A 17894-nucleotide genomic window follows, 5' to 3' on the forward strand; every position below is an offset into this window, starting at 1 on the left:
CTCCGGTTATGAGCCGATCTGCTCCAGTTCCTCGTGCGTTTCGAGCCACTCCATTTCGAGCGTTTCGAGGCGCGCATTGACTTCGCCCTGACGGCGGATCGTCTCGGTGAGTTTCGTCTTCATCGCGGCTTCGTAACTCGCGGGCTCGGCGACGAACGCATCGAGCTGCGTCTTCTCCGCGTTGAGCTTTTCCATCTCCTTCTCGATCTTCGCGATGCGCGATTGCAGCGGCTTCCTCAGATGCGCAAACTTTTGCCGCTCCTGCGCTTCCTGCCGGCGCTGTTCCTTGCGATTCGGCCCGCTGTCCTGCGCGTCGCCCGAGGCCGCGCCGCCGGCTTCCTTCGCCGCCGCGCGCGTCTCGGCGGCGTGTTGCAGGAGCCAGTCGCGGTAATCGTCGAGATCGCCGTCGAAAGGATTCAGACGATGCTTCGCGACGAGCATGAAGGTATCGGTGGTCGCGCGCAGCAGATGCCGGTCGTGCGACACGAGAATCAGCGTGCCTTCGAACTGCGCGAGCGCCATGGTCAGCGCGTGACGCGTTTCGAGGTCGAGGTGGTTGGTCGGCTCGTCGAGCAGCAGCAGATTCGGCTTCTGCCAGATGATGAGCGCCAGCGCGAGCCGCGCCTTCTCGCCGCCCGAGAAGGGCGCGATTTTCGCCGTCGCCATCTCGCCGGAAAAGTTGAAGCTGCCGAGGAAATCGCGCAGTTCCTGCTCGCGCGTGTCGGGCGCGAGGCGCGCGAGATGCTGAATCGCGGAATCGTCGGGGCGCAGGGTTTCGAGCTGATGCTGCGCGAAATAGCCGATTTGCAGGCCTTTGCCCTGTCGCACGTCGCCGGAAAGCGGTTCGAGCGTCTGCGCGAGCGTCTTGATGAGCGTCGACTTGCCCTGGCCGTTCGCGCCGAGCAAGCCGATGCGCTGGCCGTTCTGAATCGACAGCGTCACGCCCTCGACGATCGGAATCTCGCCGCCCGCGTCGTTGTGATAGCCGCAGCGCACGCTTTCCATGACCATCATCGGATTGGGCGCGGCATCGGGCTCGCGGAATTCGAACGTGAAGGGCGAACTCGCATGCGCGGGCGCGATGAGCTCCATCTTCTCCAGCGCCTTCACGCGGCTTTGCGCCTGCTTCGCCTTGGTTGCCTTGGCCTTGAAACGGTTGATGAAGCTCTGCAGATGCTCGACGGTCTTCTGCTGCTTTTCATACGCGCTTTGCTGCAACGCGATCTGCTGCGCGCGCAGCACTTCGAACTGGCTGTAGTTGCCTCCATAACGCTTCACCTGACGATTGTCCAGATGCAGCGTGACATTGCAGACCGAATCGAGAAACTCGCGATCGTGCGAAATGACGACGAGCGTACCCGGATAGCGCCCGAGCCAGTCTTCCAGCCAGACGATGGCGTCCAGGTCGAGGTGGTTGGTCGGTTCGTCGAGGAGCAGCAGGTCGGACGGGCACATCAGCGCCTGCGCGAGGTTCAGCCGCATGCGCCAGCCGCCCGAGAAGCTCGTTACCGGCTCGCGCGTCTGCTCGAGCGTGAAGCCGAGGCCGAGCAGAAGCGTTTCGGCGCGCGCGGGCGCGGTGTAGCCGTCGGCGTCGGCGAACGCTGCGTGGGCTTCGGCTTCGGCGGCGCCTTCGTGCGCGGCGGAGGCCGCCGCGATACGCGCTTCGATCTCGCGCAGATGCGTGTCGCCGTCGAGCGTGTAATCGAGCGCGCTGCGGTCCACGGCGGGCGTTTCCTGCGCGACATGCGCGATGCGCCACGACGGCGGCATCGAAAAATCGCCGCCGTCCGCGTGCAGCTCGCCGCGCAGCACGGAAAAGAGCGTGGACTTGCCCGCGCCGTTCGCGCCGACGAGACCGGCTTTCTCGCCCGGGTTGAGCGTGAAGCTCGTGTCTTCGAAGAGCGGCTTGGTGCCGCGGGACAGGCTGAACTGATTGAAACGGATCACGTCGGAGGGGCGGCGAAGGGGCGCGGCTTTTGAGGGAAAGCGCTATTTTAGACCGGACCGCCTGCGAGGCAGGGGTCGGCCGTTCGGCCAATGGCAGACGAACGCGCGCCGGGTTAGCATCGCCTATCTTTCATCGACTTCATTTCGCGGAGCACGCCATGAGCGCAGCCAACGAAGGCATCTACGGCTTCACGGCCGAAACACTCGACGGTGCGACCGTCGGTCTCGACACCTACCGCGACAAGGTGCTGCTCATCGTGAATACGGCGAGCGAATGCGGTTTCACGCCGCAGTACAAGGGTTTGCAGGAGATCTACCAGCAATTCTCGGCGCGCGGTTTCGAGGTTCTCGGGTTCCCGTGCAACCAGTTCGGCAAGCAGGAGCCGGGCGACGCCGGGCAGATCGGCGCCTTCTGCGAGAAGAACTACGGCGTCACGTTTCCGATGTTCGCCAAGATCGAGGTGAACGGCGCGAACGCGCATCCGCTCTACAAATATCTGAAGGACAAGGAGCCGGGTCTGCTCGGCATCGAAGCGATCAAATGGAACTTCACGAAGTTTCTCGTCGACCGGAAAGGGAGCGTCATCAAGCGTTATGCGCCGCAGACGAAGCCGGAGGCGATCACCGAGGACATCGAGAAGCTGCTCTGAGCGTCGGGCGCGCTCACAGGATCGGCGAGAAAAGGCGCGCGACGTGCATCGCCATGCGCCGCCAGAACGCCTTGCCGCGATAATCGTCGCTGTCGATCTCGAAGGATTCCGCGAAGTCCGCGAGCAGCATCGATTCGACCTGGCTCGCGAACGCGCGATCGACCGTCAGGACCGTGATCTCGAAGTTCAGGCGAAACGACCGGTTATCGAGATTCGCGCTGCCGATCGAAGCGGCGATGTCGTCGACGAGCACGACCTTCTGATGCAGAAAGCCCGGCTGGTAGCGAAAGATGCGCACGCCCGCCTGGACGAGATCGTACGCATAGAGCCGTGACGCGGCGAACACCACGCGATGATCGCGCCGGCTCGGAATCAGGATGCGCACGTCCACGCCGCGCATCACCGCGAGCCTCAACGCCGAGAACACGGCCTCGTCGGGAATCAGATAGGGCGACGTGATCCAGATACGTTCGCGCGCCGCGTTGATCGCCTCGACGAAAAAGAGCGAGCAGGTTTCCTGTTTGTCGGCAGGACCGCTCGACAGCACCATGCAGTGCATGTTTCCGTCCGAATGCGGCGCGGGGCCGAGTTCGGGCAGACGCTGCGTCGCCCAGTACCAGTCTTCGGTGAACACGAACTGGATGCTCGCGACCGCCGGACCGCGCACTTCCACGTGCGTGTCCCGCCACGGCGAAAGCCGCGGATTGCCGCCGAGATACTCGACGCCCACGTTATGCCCGCCGACGAACGCGCACTTGCCGTCCACCACGACGATCTTCCGATGATTGCGGAAGTTGATCTGGAAGCGATGCACGAACTTGCGCGTGGCCGCGAACGGATGCGCCTCGACGCCGCCCGCGCGCAACGCGTTCACGTAGCGATGCGGCAGGTCGAAGCTGCCGATGCTGTCGTAAAGGAAGTACACGCGCACGCCCGCCTGGGCCTTTTTGATGAGCGCGTCCTTGAGTTTGTCGCCGAGTTCGTCGGCGCGCACGATGAAGAACTGCACGACGACATAGCGTTCGGCCGCGGCGATCGCTTCGAGGATCGCGTTGAAGGTGGCATCGCCATTGATGAGCACGCGCGCCGAGTTGCCGCGCAGGAACGGCATGCCGGAGAGCCGCTGCAACGTGCGGATGGTCGGATTGCCGAGATAGGCCGCCGGTCCCGGCGCGATCTCGCCGCGTGCGCCGCTGGCATCGACGAGCGCCGCCGTTTCGGGCGCATCGCTGCGTGCGCCCGAGTCCCATTCGGCGGGTTTCGAGCGGCTGCGCAGGATTTCGATTTCCAGCCGCCGCTCGTCGATATAGCCCGCGAACTTGCTGCGGCCAAGAAAGAGGTAGGGAATCAGCGTGAAGTAAGGCATCGCGACGAGCGACACCGCCCACGCCACCGCGCCTTGCGACGTGCGAGTGTTGATGACGGCATGGATCGCGGCGATCACGCCGAGGACATGCGCGGCCATCACGAGCGTGCCGAGGTGTAGCCAGTCGGATGCTTGCATAGGCGCGAGAGGGAGCGAAGTGCTTCGCTAATGGCGATTTGCCATCTTACCCAACCCTTCCGCGCGAAGTGTTGGCGAACGTTGCAGCGTGCGTCGCCGCAACGTTCTGTCAGGCAGAGGGTTTACGCCGGGAGATCGGCGGCCTGGATCAGGAACACGTTGTCGTCGCCGGCGCTGGTCGAGAGCCAGACGAGATCGAGACCGCCGAGCGCGGCTTCCACGTTCGGCCGCTCGTTGCCGATTTCGACGACGAGCACGCCGTCCTCGGTCAGCCAGTTGCGTGCGTCGCGCACGACGCGCCGCACGACGTCCATGCCGTCCGCGCCGCCCGCGAGCGCGAGTTCGGGCTCGTGGCGGTACTCTTCCGGCAGCGCCTGCATCGCCTGCGCGTTGACGTAGGGCGGATTGGTGATGATCACCTCGTAGCGCGCGGACGGCAGCGGCGCGTACAGGTCGCCTTCGTAGAGACTCACGCGCTCGTCGAGTCCGTATTCGTCGACGTTGCGGCGCGCGACCGCGATCGCATCGGCGGAGATGTCGACGGCATCGACATCGGCGTTCTCGAAGGCCTGCGCCGCGAGAATCGCAAGACACCCCGAGCCGGTGCACAGTTCGAGCACGCGCGTGACCTGATCCGGATCGGCGACATACGGCTGCAAGCCGTCCTGCAGCAATTCGCCGATGAACGAGCGCGGCACGATCACGCGCTCGTCGACATAGAAGCGGCGGCCGTGCATCCAGGCTTCCTGCGTGATGTACGCGGCGGGAATGCGTTCCTTCGCGCGGCGCTCGATCACTTTCATGACGGCGTCGATTTCTTCGTCTAGCAGGCGCGCGTCGAGGAACGGGTCGAGCGTGTCGAGCGGCAGATGCAGCGTATGCAGGATCAGATACGCGGCTTCGTCGTAAGCATTGGCCGAGCCGTGGCCGAACGACAGGCCTGCTTCGGTGAAGCGCGAGACGCCGAAGCGCAGCAGGTCGCGCACGGTGGTGAAGGGCAGCGCCATCGAAGGCTCCTTTTTATTGTGAGATTGAATTCAGGCGATCAGTTGTTCGAGCACGCGCCGGTAGACGTTCTTCAACGGCTCGATGAAGCGCACCTCGACATGCTCGTCGATCTTGTGAATCGTGCCGTTGGGCGGGCCGAACTCCACGACCTGATCGCAGATGCGCGCGATGAAGCGTCCATCGGAGGTGCCGCCCGTGGTAGACAGTTCGGTGCGCACGCCGGTTTCATCGACGATGGCTTTTTCGAGCGCCTCCGACAGCGCGCCGCGCGGCGTGAGAAAGGGCAGGCCGCTCACGATCCATGTCAGATCGTAGTCGAGGCCGTGCCGGTCGAGAATCGCGTGCACGCGGCTTTGCAGGCTCTCGACCGTGCTCGCCGTCGAGAAGCGGAAGTTGAACATCAGATCGGCGTGGCCGGGAATGATGTTGGTCGCGCCGGTGCCGGAGTGCAGGTTCGACACTTGCCAGGTGGTCGGCGGGAAGTATTCGTTGCCGTCGTCCCAGCGCTCGGCGACGAGTTCTGCGAGCGCGGGCGCGAGCAGATGCACCGGATTCTTCGCGAGATGCGGATACGCAATATGTCCCTGCACGCCCTTGACGACGAGCTTGCCTGTCATCGAGCCGCGCCGGCCGTTCTTGACCATGTCGCCGAGCGTGGCGTTCGATGTCGGCTCGCCGACGATGCAGTAGTCGAGCCGTATGCCGCGCGCCTGCAACGCTTCGACGACCTTGATCGTGCCGTCGGTCGCGGGGCCTTCTTCATCGCTCGTGATGAGAAACGCGAGCGTGCCGCGATGCTCAGGATGCTTTGCGACGAACTCTTCGCTCGACACGACGAACGCCGCGAGCGACGCCTTCATGTCCGCCGCGCCGCGGCCGAAAAGCTTGCCGTCGCGGTGAGTGGGCGTGAAGGGGGGCGAGGTCCATTGTTCGAGCGGACCGGTCGGCACGACATCGGTGTGGCCGGCGAACGCGAGCAATTTGGCCGACGCGTCCGTGCCGCGCCTCACGGCCCACAGGTTGGTGACGCCGCCCGATTGGATCGTTTCACATTCGAAGCCGATCGCCGCAAGCCGCTCGATCATGAGCGCCTGACAAGCCTGATCGTCGGGCGTGACGGATGCGCGTTCGATCAGCGCTTCGGTGAGGGAGAGGGTGCCGGACATGGTCGTATTGAATCGATGCGATAAAAAAATGCCGGCGCGCAGGCCGGCACTCGTAGCAATCTTGCGATGACCGTCGAGTTCACAGTCATCGCGTTCACTTCAGGCGAAGAGCGTTTCGTACTGCTCGGCGGAAAATCCGAGCGTCTTCACGCGCCCGTTCACGACGACGACCGGCCGCTTGATGATCGACGGCTTGTGGATCATCAGCGCGATGGCGCCGCCGGTCGTATCGGCTTCGGCCTTGTGCACATCCGACAAGCCGCGCCACGTCGTGCCGCGCTTGTTGATGAGCTGCTCGAGCGGCACGTCCTTCAGCCAGTCCTGGATCAGCGCGTTCGACACGCCAGCCTTCTTGAAGTCGTGAAACTCGAACGGCACGCCGTGCTCTTCCAGCCACACGCGCGCTTTCTTCACGGTGTCGCAATTCGGAATGCCGTAGACGACCGTGGTCGGGGTCGAGCCGCGCGCCACGATCAGTCGCCTCGCAGCAGTTCGTTCAGGCCGACCTTCGCGCGCGTCTTGGCATCGACCTTCTTGACGATCACCGCGCAGTACAGGCTGTGCGAGCCGTCCTTCGAAGGCAGATTGCCCGCGACGACGACCGAGCCCGCCGGAATGCGGCCGTAGCTGACTTCGCCGGTTTCGCGGTCGTAGATCTTGGTCGACTGGCCGAGATACACGCCCATCGAAATGACGGAATTCTCTTCGACGATCACGCCTTCCACGACTTCCGAACGCGCGCCGATGAAGCAGTTGTCCTCGATGATGACCGGGTTTGCCTGCAGCGGCTCCAGCACACCGCCGATGCCCACGCCGCCCGACAGATGCACGTTCTTGCCGATCTGCGCGCACGAGCCGACGGTGGCCCATGTGTCCACCATCGTGCCTTCATCGACATACGCGCCGATGTTCGTGTACGACGGCATCAGCACGACGTTCTTCGCGATGAACGAGCCGCGGCGCGCGATGGCCGGCGGCACGACGCGAAAGCCGCCCGCCGCGAAGTCTTCGGCCGTGTAGCTGGCGAACTTCGAGGGCACCTTGTCGTAGAACTGGGAGTAGCCGCCCGCGGGCATCGGCGCGTTGTCTTCCAGGCGGAACGAGAGCAGCACGGCTTTCTTCAGCCACTGATTCACGACCCAGTCGCCGTCGCGCTTCTCGGCAACGCGCATCTGGCCTTTGTCGAGCTGCTCGATGGCGTGCGCGACGGCTTCGCGGACTTCGGCGGGCGCGGCCTTGGGCGACAGCTCGGCGCGGTTTTCCCAGGCGGTATCGATGATGCTCTGAAGTTGTTGCGACATAGTGGTATCAAGGATGGAGGATTGGACCGGCTGCGCTCAATGTCAGTCAGGACTTGAGCGAGCGGCAGAATTCGACGATGCGGCGGGCTCCTTCGACACATTCCGCGGTTTCGGCCACGAGCGCGATACGCACGAAACCTTCACCGGGATTCGTGCCGTGCGCGAAGCGAGCGAGAAAAGAGCCCGGCAGAACCGTCACATTATAGTCGGCGTACAGGCGCGCCGCGAACTCGGTATCCGTGAGCCCGGTGCCCGAAACGTTCGCCCAGAGGTAGAACGCGGCGTCGGGCAGGCGCACGTCGAGCACGTCGGCGAGCATCGGCGTGACTGTCTGGAATTTTTTCAGATACTTCGCGCGGTTGTCGCGCACGTGCGTTTCATCCTGCCACGCGACGACGCTCGCGCGTTGAAATACCGTCGACAGCGCCGCGCCGTGATACGTGCGATAGAGCAGGAAATCCTTCAAGACCGACGCGTCGCCCGCGACGAACCCCGAGCGCATGCCGGGCACGTTCGAGCGTTTCGACAGGCTGGACAACATGACGAGGCGATCGAAACCGCGATCGAGCAGCCGCGCCGCTTCGAGGCCGCCGAGCGGCGGATGGCCTTCGTCGAAATAGATTTCCGAATAGCACTCGTCCGACGCGATCACGAAGCCGTGTTTGTCCGACAGCGCGAAAAGCTCGCGCCAGTTGTCGAGCGTGAGCACCGCGCCCGTCGGATTGCCCGGCGAGCATACATAGAGCAGTTGCGTGCGCGCCCAGATGTGATCGGGCACCGCGGAATAGTCGCACGCGAAGTTGCGCGCCGGATCGCTGTTCACGAAGTACGGCTCGGCGCCCGCGAGCAAGGCCGCGCCTTCGTAGATTTGATAGAACGGGTTCGGACAGAGTACGATGGGCGGTTCGGCGGCGCTAGCCGTGCGGCTGTCGATCACGGTCTGCGCGAGCGCGAAGAGCGCTTCTCGCGAGCCGGACACGGGCAGCACCTGCGTCGCCGCATCGATCGATTCGAGGCCATAGCGCTGCATCACCCACGCCGCGATCGCCGCGCGCAGCGGCTCGCTGCCGAGCGTCGCCGGATAGGAGGCGAGGCCGTCGAGCGAATCGATCACGGCGTCGCGGATCAGCGCGGGCGTCGGATGCTTCGGCTCGCCGATGCCGAAGCTGATCGGCGTGAATCCCGCGCGCGGCTCGATGCCCTTGAAGAGCGCGCGAAGCTTTTCGAACGGATAAGGCTGAAGTTTCTTGAGAAGTGGATTCACGGCGTGACCGGTAAGCAGTGAGCGATGCGTGCGAGGCAAAAAGCGCCTGCGAGCGCGGCATCGGAAGACATCGAACGGACGCGAAGCAAGCCTGGGATTATAGCGCGCGGCCTTGGCCCGGAAACGGACAGCGGCGCGCGACATGAAGGACGACAGTACGAATGACCGTAACAAAAACAGATGAGGCGCCGGCATGACCCGCGGCCTTAGCAATGCATGGCCGACGCTCGCGATCATGCTGGGCGCGTCGGTGTGGGGGCTCGTCTGGTATCCGATGCGCATGCTCGCCGCGATGGGCCTCTCCGGCACGGCCGCCAGCGCGACGACGAGCGCCGCCGCGTGCGTCTTCGTGCTGCTCGCGAAACGCCGCTCGATCAGCACGCTCTCCTGGCACTGGCTGCTGGTCGCGCTCGGCGTGGCGGCGGGCGTGACCAATATCGGTTTCGTGTGGGGCGCGATCCACGGCCAGGTGATGCGCGTGCTGCTGCTCTTCTATCTGACGCCCGCGTGGACCGCGATCTTCGCGCACTTCATCCTTAAAGAGCGCCTGACGCGCGCCGATGCGGCGCTCTCGCTGCTATCGCTCGCGGGCGCCGTGACGATGCTGTGGTCGCCCGAGCTCGGCATGCCGCTGCCCGCCGATCTCGCGGAATGGGCGGGCCTCATGGGCGGCATGGGCTTCGCGATGAGCAACGTGCTCGTCGTCAAGGTCACGCGCACCTTGCCCGCGATGAAGCCCGAGATGCGCACGGCCGTGATCTTCGGCGGCGCGGCGCTGATCGCGTCGCTCGTCACGTGCTTCGAGCCGATGCCCGCGCCGCCCGCCGCCGCGCTGTTGCCCACCGTGACGCTGATCGTGATCGGGCTGGGCGTCGTGCTCGCGGGCAACAACATGATCGTGCAGATCGGGCTCGCGCGCGTGCCGGCCAATCGCGCGTCGATCATCATGCTCTTCGAACTCGTCGTCACCGCGCTCTCGGCGTGGCTCTTCGCAGGCGAAGTGCCCGGCCCGCGCGAATGGGCGGGCGGCGCGTGCATCGTCGTGGCGTGCGTGCTGTCGGCATGGGTGCATCGGCAGGGCGGGCAGCGCTCGTCTCCCGCGTCCGAAGCGCCGGAGATCGCGAAAGACGCGCCGGAAAGCAAAAAGAAATCGACTCGCGCGATGGTATGATGGTGTCCGCTTCGCCGGGACACGCATGTGTTGTCGCGCTGCGTGACCGAATGCGATCGACGCGCCGCAATGCGGTTCGTCTGCCATCTATCCTCCGTCATCAATTCCAAACAGCGATATCGCCGTGCGTCTGACCTCGATAAAACTCGCTGGCTTCAAGTCCTTCGTCGATCCCACGCATTTCCAGGTCCCCGGCCAGCTCGTCGGCGTGGTCGGACCGAATGGCTGTGGCAAGTCCAACATCATCGATGCCGTGCGCTGGGTGCTCGGCGAATCGCGCGCCTCCGAGCTGCGCGGCGAATCGATGCAGGACGTGATCTTCAATGGATCGACGGCGCGCAAGCCCGGCAGCCGGGCGAGCGTCGAACTCATTTTCGATAACGCCGACGGCCGCGCCGCCGGTCAGTGGAGCAGCTACGGCGAAATCGCCGTGAAGCGCGTGCTGACACGCGATGGCACCTCCAGCTACTACATCAACAATCTGCCCGCGCGCCGCCGCGACATTCAGGACATCTTCCTCGGCACCGGCTTAGGCCCGCGCGCCTACGCGATCATCGGGCAGGGCATGATCTCGCGCATCATCGAGGCGAAGCCGGAAGAGCTGCGCGTGTTTCTCGAAGAAGCCGCGGGCGTGTCGAAGTACAAGGAGCGCCGTCGCGAGACCGAGAACCGTCTGCATGACACGCGCGAGAATCTGACGCGCGTCGAGGACATCGTCCGCGAGCTTTCGAACAATCTCGAGAAGCTCGAAGCGCAGGCGGTCGTCGCGACCAAGTACAAGGAGTTGCAGGCCGAGGGCGAAGAGAAGCAACGCCTGCTGTGGCTCCTGCGCAAGAAGGAAGCGGGCAACGAAGCCGAGCGCCAGCAGCGCGCGATTCGCGAGGCGCAGGTCGAGCTCGAAGCGCAGACCGCGCGCCTGCGTGAAGTCGAAGCGCAACTGGAAACGCTGCGTGTCGCGCACTACAGCGCGAGCGACACGATGCAAGGCGCGCAAGGCTCGCTCTACGAAGCCAATGCCGAAGTGAGCCGGCTCGAAGCGGAGATCCGCTTCATCGTCGAGTCGCGCAATCGCGTGCAGGCGCAGATCGCCGCGCTTACCGCGCAGCGCGAGCAATGGCAGGTGCAGGCGCAGAAGGCGCACGACGAAATCGACACCGCCACCGAAGCGCTCGCCGAAGGCGAGGAAAAAGCCGCGATCGCCGCGGATACCGCCGCCGCGAAGCACGACGCGCTGCCCGCGCTCGAAGCCCGCTGGCGCGACGCGCAGGCGCAACTGAACGAAGAACGCGCGGGCATCGCGCGCGCGGAACAGGCGCTCAAGCTCGAAGCGGCGCATCAGCGCAATGCGGATCAGCAGCTTCAGCAATTGCAGCAGCGTCAGGAGCGGCTCAAGAGCGAAGCGAAAGGGCTGGACGCGCCCGATGAAGCGCATCTCGAAGAGTTGCGCATGCAACTCGCCGAGAACGAAGAGGTTCTTGCCGAAGCGCAAGCGCGCCTCGCCGATGCTCAGGAAACGGCGCCGCGTCTGGACGCCGAGCGCCGCGAAGCGCAAGAGCGCGTGCAGAAGGAAAGCGCGCAGATTCATCAGCTCGAAGCGCGCCTCGCCGCGTTGAAGCAGCTTCAGGAAAGCGTGCAGACCGAAGGCAAGATCCAGCCGTGGCTCGACAAGCACGAGCTCGGCGCGCTGCCGCGTCTGTGGAAAAAGCTGCACGTCGAGACCGGCTGGGAAGCGGCGCTCGAATCCGTGCTGCGCGAGCGCCTCGCCGCGCTGGAAGTATCGAATCTGGATTGGGTCAAGGCGTTCGCCACCGACGCGCCGCCCGCCAAGCTCGCGTTCTATTCGCCGCCCGCCGCGGGCAAGCCGGTTCAGACGCCCGATGGCCTGCGCCCGCTGCTGTCGCTCGTGCGCATCGACGATCCGGGTCTGCGCGCCGTGCTCAACGAATGGCTCGCCACGACTTTCATCGTCGACGATCTCGCGCAGGCGCTGGCTTCGCGCAATCAGTTGCCGGAGGGCGCCGCGTTCGTCGTGAAGGCGGGACACATCGTGACGCGCGTGGGCGTGCAGCTCTACGCGCCGGATTCCGAACAGGCAGGCATGCTTGCGCGGGCCCAGGAAATCGAAAATCTCACGAAGCAGGTGCGCGCGCAGGCGCTCCTGTCCGACGAAGCGAAGGCCAACGCCGTGCGTGCCGATGCCGCCCACACGCAAGGCTCGCAAACACTCGCCGAGGCGCGCGCCGCCGCGGAGCGCGCGACGCAGCGCGTTCACGCATTGCAGCTCGACGTGCTGAAGCTCGCGCAGGCGCACGAACGCTACACGCAGCGCAATACGCAGATCGGTGAGGAACTGGAAGAGATCGCCGCGCAGGTCGAAGAGCAGCGTGCGTTGCGCGCCGAATCGGAAGCCGCTTTCGAGCGTCACGATGGCGAGATCGCGCAATTGCAGGCGCGTTTCGAAGACAACCAGCTCGCGTTCGAATCGCTCGACGAAGAACTCACGAACGCGCGCCATGAATTGCGCGAACTGGAGCGCGCCGCGAGCGACGCGAGCTTCGCCGTGCGCGGCCTGTCCGCGAAGATCGACGAATACAGGCGCAATATCGACACGGCGCACGATCAGAGCGAGCGCATCGCGGGCACGCTGGAAGATGCCCGCGCCGAGCTCGAAACCATCAACGAGCAGACTGCGCAAACCGGTCTGCACGACGCACTCGAAGTGCGCGCGGCGCGCGAGGAATCCCTGCATGCGGCGCGCGTCGAACTGGACGATCTCACTGCACGTCTGCGTCAGGCCGACGAGCAGCGTCTCATGGCCGAACGCTCGCTGCAGCCGCTGCGCGACAAGATCAACGAATTGCAATTGAAGGAGCAGGCCGCGCGTATCAGCGGCGAGCAGTTCGTTGAGCAACTGCAGGCGGCGGGCGTCGATGAAGCCGAGCTCGCCGAGAAGCTCACGCCGGACATGAAGCCGTCGTATCTGCAAGGCGAAGTCACGCGCCTGAACAACGCGATCACGGCGCTCGGCCCGGTCAACATGGCCGCGCTCGAAGAGCTCACGGCGGCGACCGAGCGCAAGCACTTCCTCGATGCGCAATCGGCGGATCTCAACAACGCCATCGGCACGCTGGAAGACGCGATCCAGCGAATCGACCAGGAAACGCGCGCGCTGCTGCAAGGCACGTTCGACGAGGTGAACCGTCACTTCGGCGAACTGTTCCCGCGTCTCTTTGGCGGCGGCCAGGCGAAGCTCATCATGACCGGCGACGAAATCCTCGACGCCGGCGTGCAGGTGATGGCGCAGCCGCCCGGCAAGAAGAATTCGACGATTCACCTGCTCTCGGGCGGCGAGAAGGCGCTCACCGCGACCGCGCTCGTGTTCGCGATGTTCCAGTTGAACCCGGCGCCGTTCTGTCTGCTCGACGAGGTGGACGCGCCGCTCGACGACGCGAACACGGAGCGCTTCGCGAACCTCGTGCGCGCGATGGCGGCCAAGACGCAGTTCCTGTTCATTTCGCACAACAAGATCGCGATGGAAATGGCGCAGCAACTGATCGGCGTGACGATGCAGGAGCAGGGCGTGTCGCGCATCGTCGCGGTGGACATGGAAGCCGCGGCGGGTTTCGCGCAGAACGGCTGAAGCATCGCGGTTCGCAAAAGTTTCGATTGAATGAAGGGCCGGACAGTGATCCGGCGGCGTGCGTCAAGGCGCGGAGTGGCGCGCATCGGCCAGGCGGCGGCGAAGAGCCGGAACGCGGCGCGATGCGTGCGACAGATCGCGCGGCGCTTCGTAACCTAAAAGGATGATGGAGCCTGCATGGACGAGTTGACACTCGGTTTGATTGGAGCCGGAGCCGTGGTGGTGGGCGGCGTGGTCGTGTACAACGCGTGGCAGAGCGCGAAGGTGCGTCGCAAGATGCCGCGTCCGATGCCCGATGATGCGGCCGATGCGCTCGCGCGCCAGGACGCCGACGACGAACAGCCGTTCATCGAGCCCGTGCGCCAGTCGCGGCGCGAGCCGGTCGCGGGCGAGGTCGATAGCGCCGACGATCAGCCGCGCGATACGCGCATGGAACCGAGCTTCGGCGGCGCGAATCCGCCGCCGGTCGCACCTGCGGATACCGCCGTCGATCTCCAGGCCGAGGCGACGTCCGCCAATGGCGCCGCGCAGGAAACCGAAATCGACAATGAGGATGAACGCACCGAACCGGTGATGCCCGCCGCCACCACGATTTCGTCGGCGCCGCCGGCGGTCGTGGATCGGCGCATCGACTGCGTGGTGCCGATTCGCCTCGCCGCGCCGGTCCCGGGCGATCGGGTGATTCCGCTCGCGCAGCGTCTGCGTCGCGCGGGCACGAAGCCCGTCACGATCGAAGGCAAGGCCGAGGGCGAGGCCGCGTGGGAATTGCCGCGCAACGGCATGCGCTACGAAGAGCTGCGCGCGGCCGCGCAACTCGCGAACCGCAGCGGCCCGCTCAATGAACTCGAATTCTCCGAGTTCGTGACGGGCGTGCAGCGCCTCGCCGACGCCATCGACGGCGCGCCCGAATTTCCCGACATGATGGAGACCGTCGGCATGGCGCGCGAGTTGGACGCGTTCGCCGCGCAGTGCGACGCGCAACTCTCGATCAACATCCTCTCCGACGGCGCGCCGTGGTCCGCGAACTACGTGCAGGCGGTGGCGTCGCAGGACGGCCTGCTGCTGTCGCGCGACGGCACGCGCTTCGTGAAGCTCGACGCGAAACAAAATCCCGTCTTCATGCTCCAGTTCGGCGACACCAACTTCCTGCGCGACGACCTCACCTACAAGGGCGGCCAGATGATTACGCTGGTGCTCGACGTGCCCGTCGCCGACGAGGACATCCTGCCGTTCCGCCTGATGTGCGATTACGCGAAGTCGCTGTCGGAGCGCATCGGCGCGCGTGTCGTCGACGATCAGCGGCGGCCGCTGCCCGAATCCGCGCTGCTCGCCATCGAAAAGCAGTTGATGACGCTCTATGCGAAGCTGGAGCAGGCGGGCATGCCGGCCGGCTCGCCTGCAACGCGACGTCTTTTCAGCCAGTAAGCGTTCGATGCGCGCGACTCGCAACGCGCGCTTGCCGCAAGAGAAACGCGCCCCGGCCGGGGCGCTTTTCTTTGCGTGCGCGCCGCCGCACCGACGCCCGCACTTAGGCCATTCGGCCGATGCCACGATTTACCGATCTTCTGAGACAATCGAACGGTCGGTTGACTGACTTATCCACTTTCCCGAAGCCGCATGTCCCGAAAAACAAAAGCCGAGTCCGCCGCTGCCGCCACGTCGGGAGCCGCCGTTCCAAGCGCCGATCGTCCGGACGAGCGCGCGGCGTGGCTGCGCTCGGAGCTGGAGCGCGCGAACTACGCGTACTACGTGCTGGATCAGCCGGATCTGCCCGACGCCGAATACGACACGCTCTTCAAGGAGCTTCAGGGCATCGAGGCCGATCACCCGGATCTCGTCACGCCGGATTCGCCGACGCAGCGCGTGGGCGGCGAAGTGGCCGAGGGCTTCACGCCGGTCGTCCACGACGTGCCGATGCTCTCGCTCAACAACGGTTTCGCGGACGAGGACATCGTCGCGTTCGACAAGCGCGTGTCCGACGCGCTGGGCCATACGCCCGTCGAATATGCGTGCGAGCTGAAGTTCGACGGACTCGCCATTTCCCTGCGTTTCGATGACGGCCATTTCGTGCAGGCCGCGACGCGCGGCGACGGCGCGACCGGCGAGGACGTCACCGCGAACGTGCGCACCATCCGCTCCATTCCGCTTACGCTGAAAGGCAAGAATGTGCCGAAGCGGCTCGACGTGCGCGGCGAGGTGCTGATGTTCAAGCGCGACTTCGAACGCCTGAATGCGCGTCAGCGCGACGCGGGACAGCGCGAATTCGCGAATCCGCGCAACGCGGCGGCGGGCGGCTTGCGCCAGCTCGACTCGAAGATGACCGCGCAACGCTCGCTGTCGTTCTTCGCTTACGGTATCGGCGTGCTGGAAGGCGCCGAGATGCCGGCCACGCACGCGGCGCTGCTCGACTGGTACAAGGAACTGGGCTTGCCGGTGAACGCGGAGCGCGCGGTGGTCGAAGGCGCCGAGGGCTTGCTCGGCTTCTTCGGCAAGATCGGCGAGAAGCGCGACAAGCTGCCGTATGACATCGACGGCGTCGTCTACAAGGTCGATCGCCGGGACGAGCAGGACAAGCTCGGCTTCGTGTCGCGTGCGCCGCGCTTCGCGCTCGCGCACAAGTTCCCGGCGCAGGAAGCATTGACGGAGTTGCTCGCCATCGACGTGCAGGTCGGCCGCACCGGCGCGATCACGCCGGTCGCGCGTCTCGCGCCGGTGTTCGTCGGCGGCGCGACGGTCACCAACGCGACGTTGCACAACGAGGATGAGGTCCGGCGCAAGGACATCCGTATCGGCGATACGGTCACGGTGCGGCGCGCGGGCGACGTGATTCCCGAAGTGGTCGGCGCGATTCTCGACCGCCGTCCCGACGATGCACGCGAATTCGTGATGCCGACGGAATGCCCCGTCTGCGGCTCGAAGATCGAGCGCCTGCCGGACGAGGCGATCGCGCGCTGCACGGGCGGGCTCTTCTGTCCGGCGCAACGCAAGCAGGCGCTCTGGCACTTCGCACAGCGCCGCGCGCTCGACATCGACGGGCTGGGCGAGAAGATCATCGATCAACTGGTCGAGCAAAATCTCGTGCGCACGCCGGCGGATCTCTTCAGTCTCGGCTTCTCGACGCTTGCCGCGCTCGACCGCTTTGCGGACAAGTCGGCGCAGAACCTGATCGATTCGCTGGAGAAAGCGAGCAAGACCACGCTCGCGCGCTTCATCTATGCGCTCGGCATCCGGCATGTGGGCGAATCGACGGCGAAGGATCTGGCCAAGCATTTCGGTTCGCTGGATCCGATCATGGCGGCATCCGTCGAAGAGTTGCTCGAAGTCAACGATGTCGGCCCGATCGTTGCGGAAGCGATTCACAACTTCTTCAGCGAAGAACACAACCAGCATGTGATCGAGCAGTTGCGCGTGAAGGTGTCGTGGCCGGAAGGACCGCCTGCGCCGAAGGCGCCGCAAGGCGTGCTGGCCGGCAAGACCGTCGTGCTGACGGGCACGCTGCCCACGCTCGCGCGCGAGGAAGCGAAGGAGATGCTGGAGGCGGCCGGGGCGAAGGTGGCCGGCTCGGTATCGAAGAAGACCGACTACGTCGTGGCGGGTGCGGAAGCGGGCAGCAAGCTCGCGAAAGCAGAGGAACTCGGTGTCCCCGTTCTCGACGAAGACGGCATGCGTAGGCTTTTGGAAGGAGTCACTCCATGATTCGCGAAATCCTGAAGATGGGCGATCCGCGGCTTTTGCGTATCGCGCAACCGGTCGAGCATTTCGACACCCCCGAACTGCACGCGCTCGTGCAGGACATGTTCGACACGATGCGCGACGCCAACGGCGCGGGACTCGCCGCACCGCAGATCGGCGTCGATCTGCAGGTGGTGATCTTCGGCTTCGGGCATAACGAGCGTTATCCGGACGCGCCGTCGGTGCCGGAGACGGTGCTCATCAATCCGATCATCACGCCGAACGGGCACGACATGGAGGAAGGCTGGGAAGGGTGCCTGTCCGTGCCGGGCCTGCGCGGCGCGGTGCAGCGCTTTTCGATGATCCGCTACCAGGGCTTCGACCAGTACGGCAACGCCATCGAGCGGCTGGCCGAGGGCTTTCACGCGCGCGTCGTGCAGCACGAGTGCGACCATCTGATCGGCAAGCTCTACCCGATGCGCATCACCGACTTCTCGAAGTTCGGCTTCACGGAAGTGCTCTTTCCGGGGCTCGACCCCGCGCGCGACGACTGACGCCGCGCGCTTCGAAC

At 65.2% G+C, this 17894-nt stretch carries 13 protein-coding genes; 6 read left to right on the plus strand and 7 right to left on the minus strand.

Translation table 11 applies throughout. The annotated features are described in order from the left end of the window. Positions 1 to 6 precede the first annotated feature (6 nt). Entirely contained in the window at positions 7 to 1947 is a 1941-nt protein-coding gene (locus tag PQR08_RS16040) for an ATP-binding cassette domain-containing protein (RefSeq protein WP_250483496.1), read from the minus strand. Between the two features lie 158 nt (positions 1948 to 2105). On the opposite strand from PQR08_RS16040, the gene PQR08_RS16045 reads away from it, so the two are divergent. Further along, on the plus strand, positions 2106 to 2597 hold the full coding sequence (locus PQR08_RS16045; protein ID WP_250483497.1) for a glutathione peroxidase: 492 nt from the start codon (positions 2106 to 2108) through the stop codon (positions 2595 to 2597). Positions 2598 to 2610: 13 nt separating this feature from the next. Here PQR08_RS16045 and cls read toward each other — a convergent pair whose 3' ends face one another. From cls to dapC, 6 genes are all read right to left on the minus strand, one after another. Next, on the minus strand, positions 2611 to 4101 hold the full coding sequence (cls, locus tag PQR08_RS16050) for a cardiolipin synthase (RefSeq protein WP_187604922.1): 1491 nt from the start codon (positions 4099 to 4101) through the stop codon (positions 2611 to 2613). A 122-nt stretch (positions 4102 to 4223) separates the two neighbouring features. After that, complete coding sequence (gene prmB, locus PQR08_RS16055) at positions 4224 to 5108, minus strand: 50S ribosomal protein L3 N(5)-glutamine methyltransferase (protein ID WP_250483498.1); 885 nt, start codon at positions 5106 to 5108, stop codon at positions 4224 to 4226. 30 nt (positions 5109 to 5138) lie between these two features. After that, complete coding sequence (gene dapE, locus PQR08_RS16060) at positions 5139 to 6275, minus strand: succinyl-diaminopimelate desuccinylase (RefSeq protein WP_250483499.1); 1137 nt, start codon at positions 6273 to 6275, stop codon at positions 5139 to 5141. Positions 6276 to 6374: 99 nt separating this feature from the next. After that, complete coding sequence (locus PQR08_RS16065; RefSeq protein ID WP_250483500.1) at positions 6375 to 6746, minus strand: ArsC family reductase; 372 nt, start codon at positions 6744 to 6746, stop codon at positions 6375 to 6377. A 2-nt stretch (positions 6747 to 6748) separates the two neighbouring features. Continuing rightward, a complete protein-coding gene (gene dapD / locus PQR08_RS16070; protein ID WP_238287937.1) occupies positions 6749 to 7576 on the minus strand; it encodes a 2,3,4,5-tetrahydropyridine-2,6-dicarboxylate N-succinyltransferase in 828 nt (275 codons plus the stop codon). Between the two features lie 46 nt (positions 7577 to 7622). Continuing rightward, on the minus strand, positions 7623 to 8840 hold the full coding sequence (gene dapC, locus PQR08_RS16075; RefSeq protein ID WP_250483501.1) for a succinyldiaminopimelate transaminase: 1218 nt from the start codon (positions 8838 to 8840) through the stop codon (positions 7623 to 7625). A 193-nt stretch (positions 8841 to 9033) separates the two neighbouring features. Between dapC and PQR08_RS16080 the strand changes: the two genes are divergently transcribed. The 5 genes from PQR08_RS16080 (at position 9034) to def (ending at position 17877) form a co-directional block, all read left to right on the plus strand. Then, positions 9034 to 10011 carry a DMT family transporter gene (locus tag PQR08_RS16080; RefSeq protein ID WP_187604917.1) on the plus strand — a complete coding sequence of 326 codons (978 nt, stop codon included), beginning with the start codon at positions 9034 to 9036 and terminating at the stop codon, positions 10009 to 10011. A 124-nt stretch (positions 10012 to 10135) separates the two neighbouring features. Continuing rightward, positions 10136 to 13651 carry a chromosome segregation protein SMC gene (smc, locus tag PQR08_RS16085; RefSeq protein ID WP_238287935.1) on the plus strand — a complete coding sequence of 1172 codons (3516 nt, stop codon included), beginning with the start codon at positions 10136 to 10138 and terminating at the stop codon, positions 13649 to 13651. 177 nt (positions 13652 to 13828) lie between these two features. Beyond that, the gene (locus tag PQR08_RS16090; protein WP_238287934.1) at positions 13829 to 15076 is read left to right on the plus strand and encodes a cell division protein ZipA C-terminal FtsZ-binding domain-containing protein; all 1248 of its coding nucleotides are present in this window, start codon (positions 13829 to 13831) and stop codon (positions 15074 to 15076) included. A 192-nt stretch (positions 15077 to 15268) separates the two neighbouring features. After that, positions 15269 to 17347 carry an NAD-dependent DNA ligase LigA gene (gene ligA, locus PQR08_RS16095; protein ID WP_250483503.1) on the plus strand — a complete coding sequence of 693 codons (2079 nt, stop codon included), beginning with the start codon at positions 15269 to 15271 and terminating at the stop codon, positions 17345 to 17347. After that, complete coding sequence (gene def / locus PQR08_RS16100) at positions 17344 to 17877, plus strand: peptide deformylase (RefSeq protein ID WP_187604913.1); 534 nt, start codon at positions 17344 to 17346, stop codon at positions 17875 to 17877. Before ligA ends, def begins: the two co-directional genes overlap by 4 nt. Positions 17878 to 17894: the final 17 nt, after the last annotated feature.

Source organism: Caballeronia jiangsuensis (assembly GCF_046030135.1).
GTDB classification, from domain to species: Bacteria; Pseudomonadota; Gammaproteobacteria; order Burkholderiales; family Burkholderiaceae; genus Caballeronia; species Caballeronia jiangsuensis.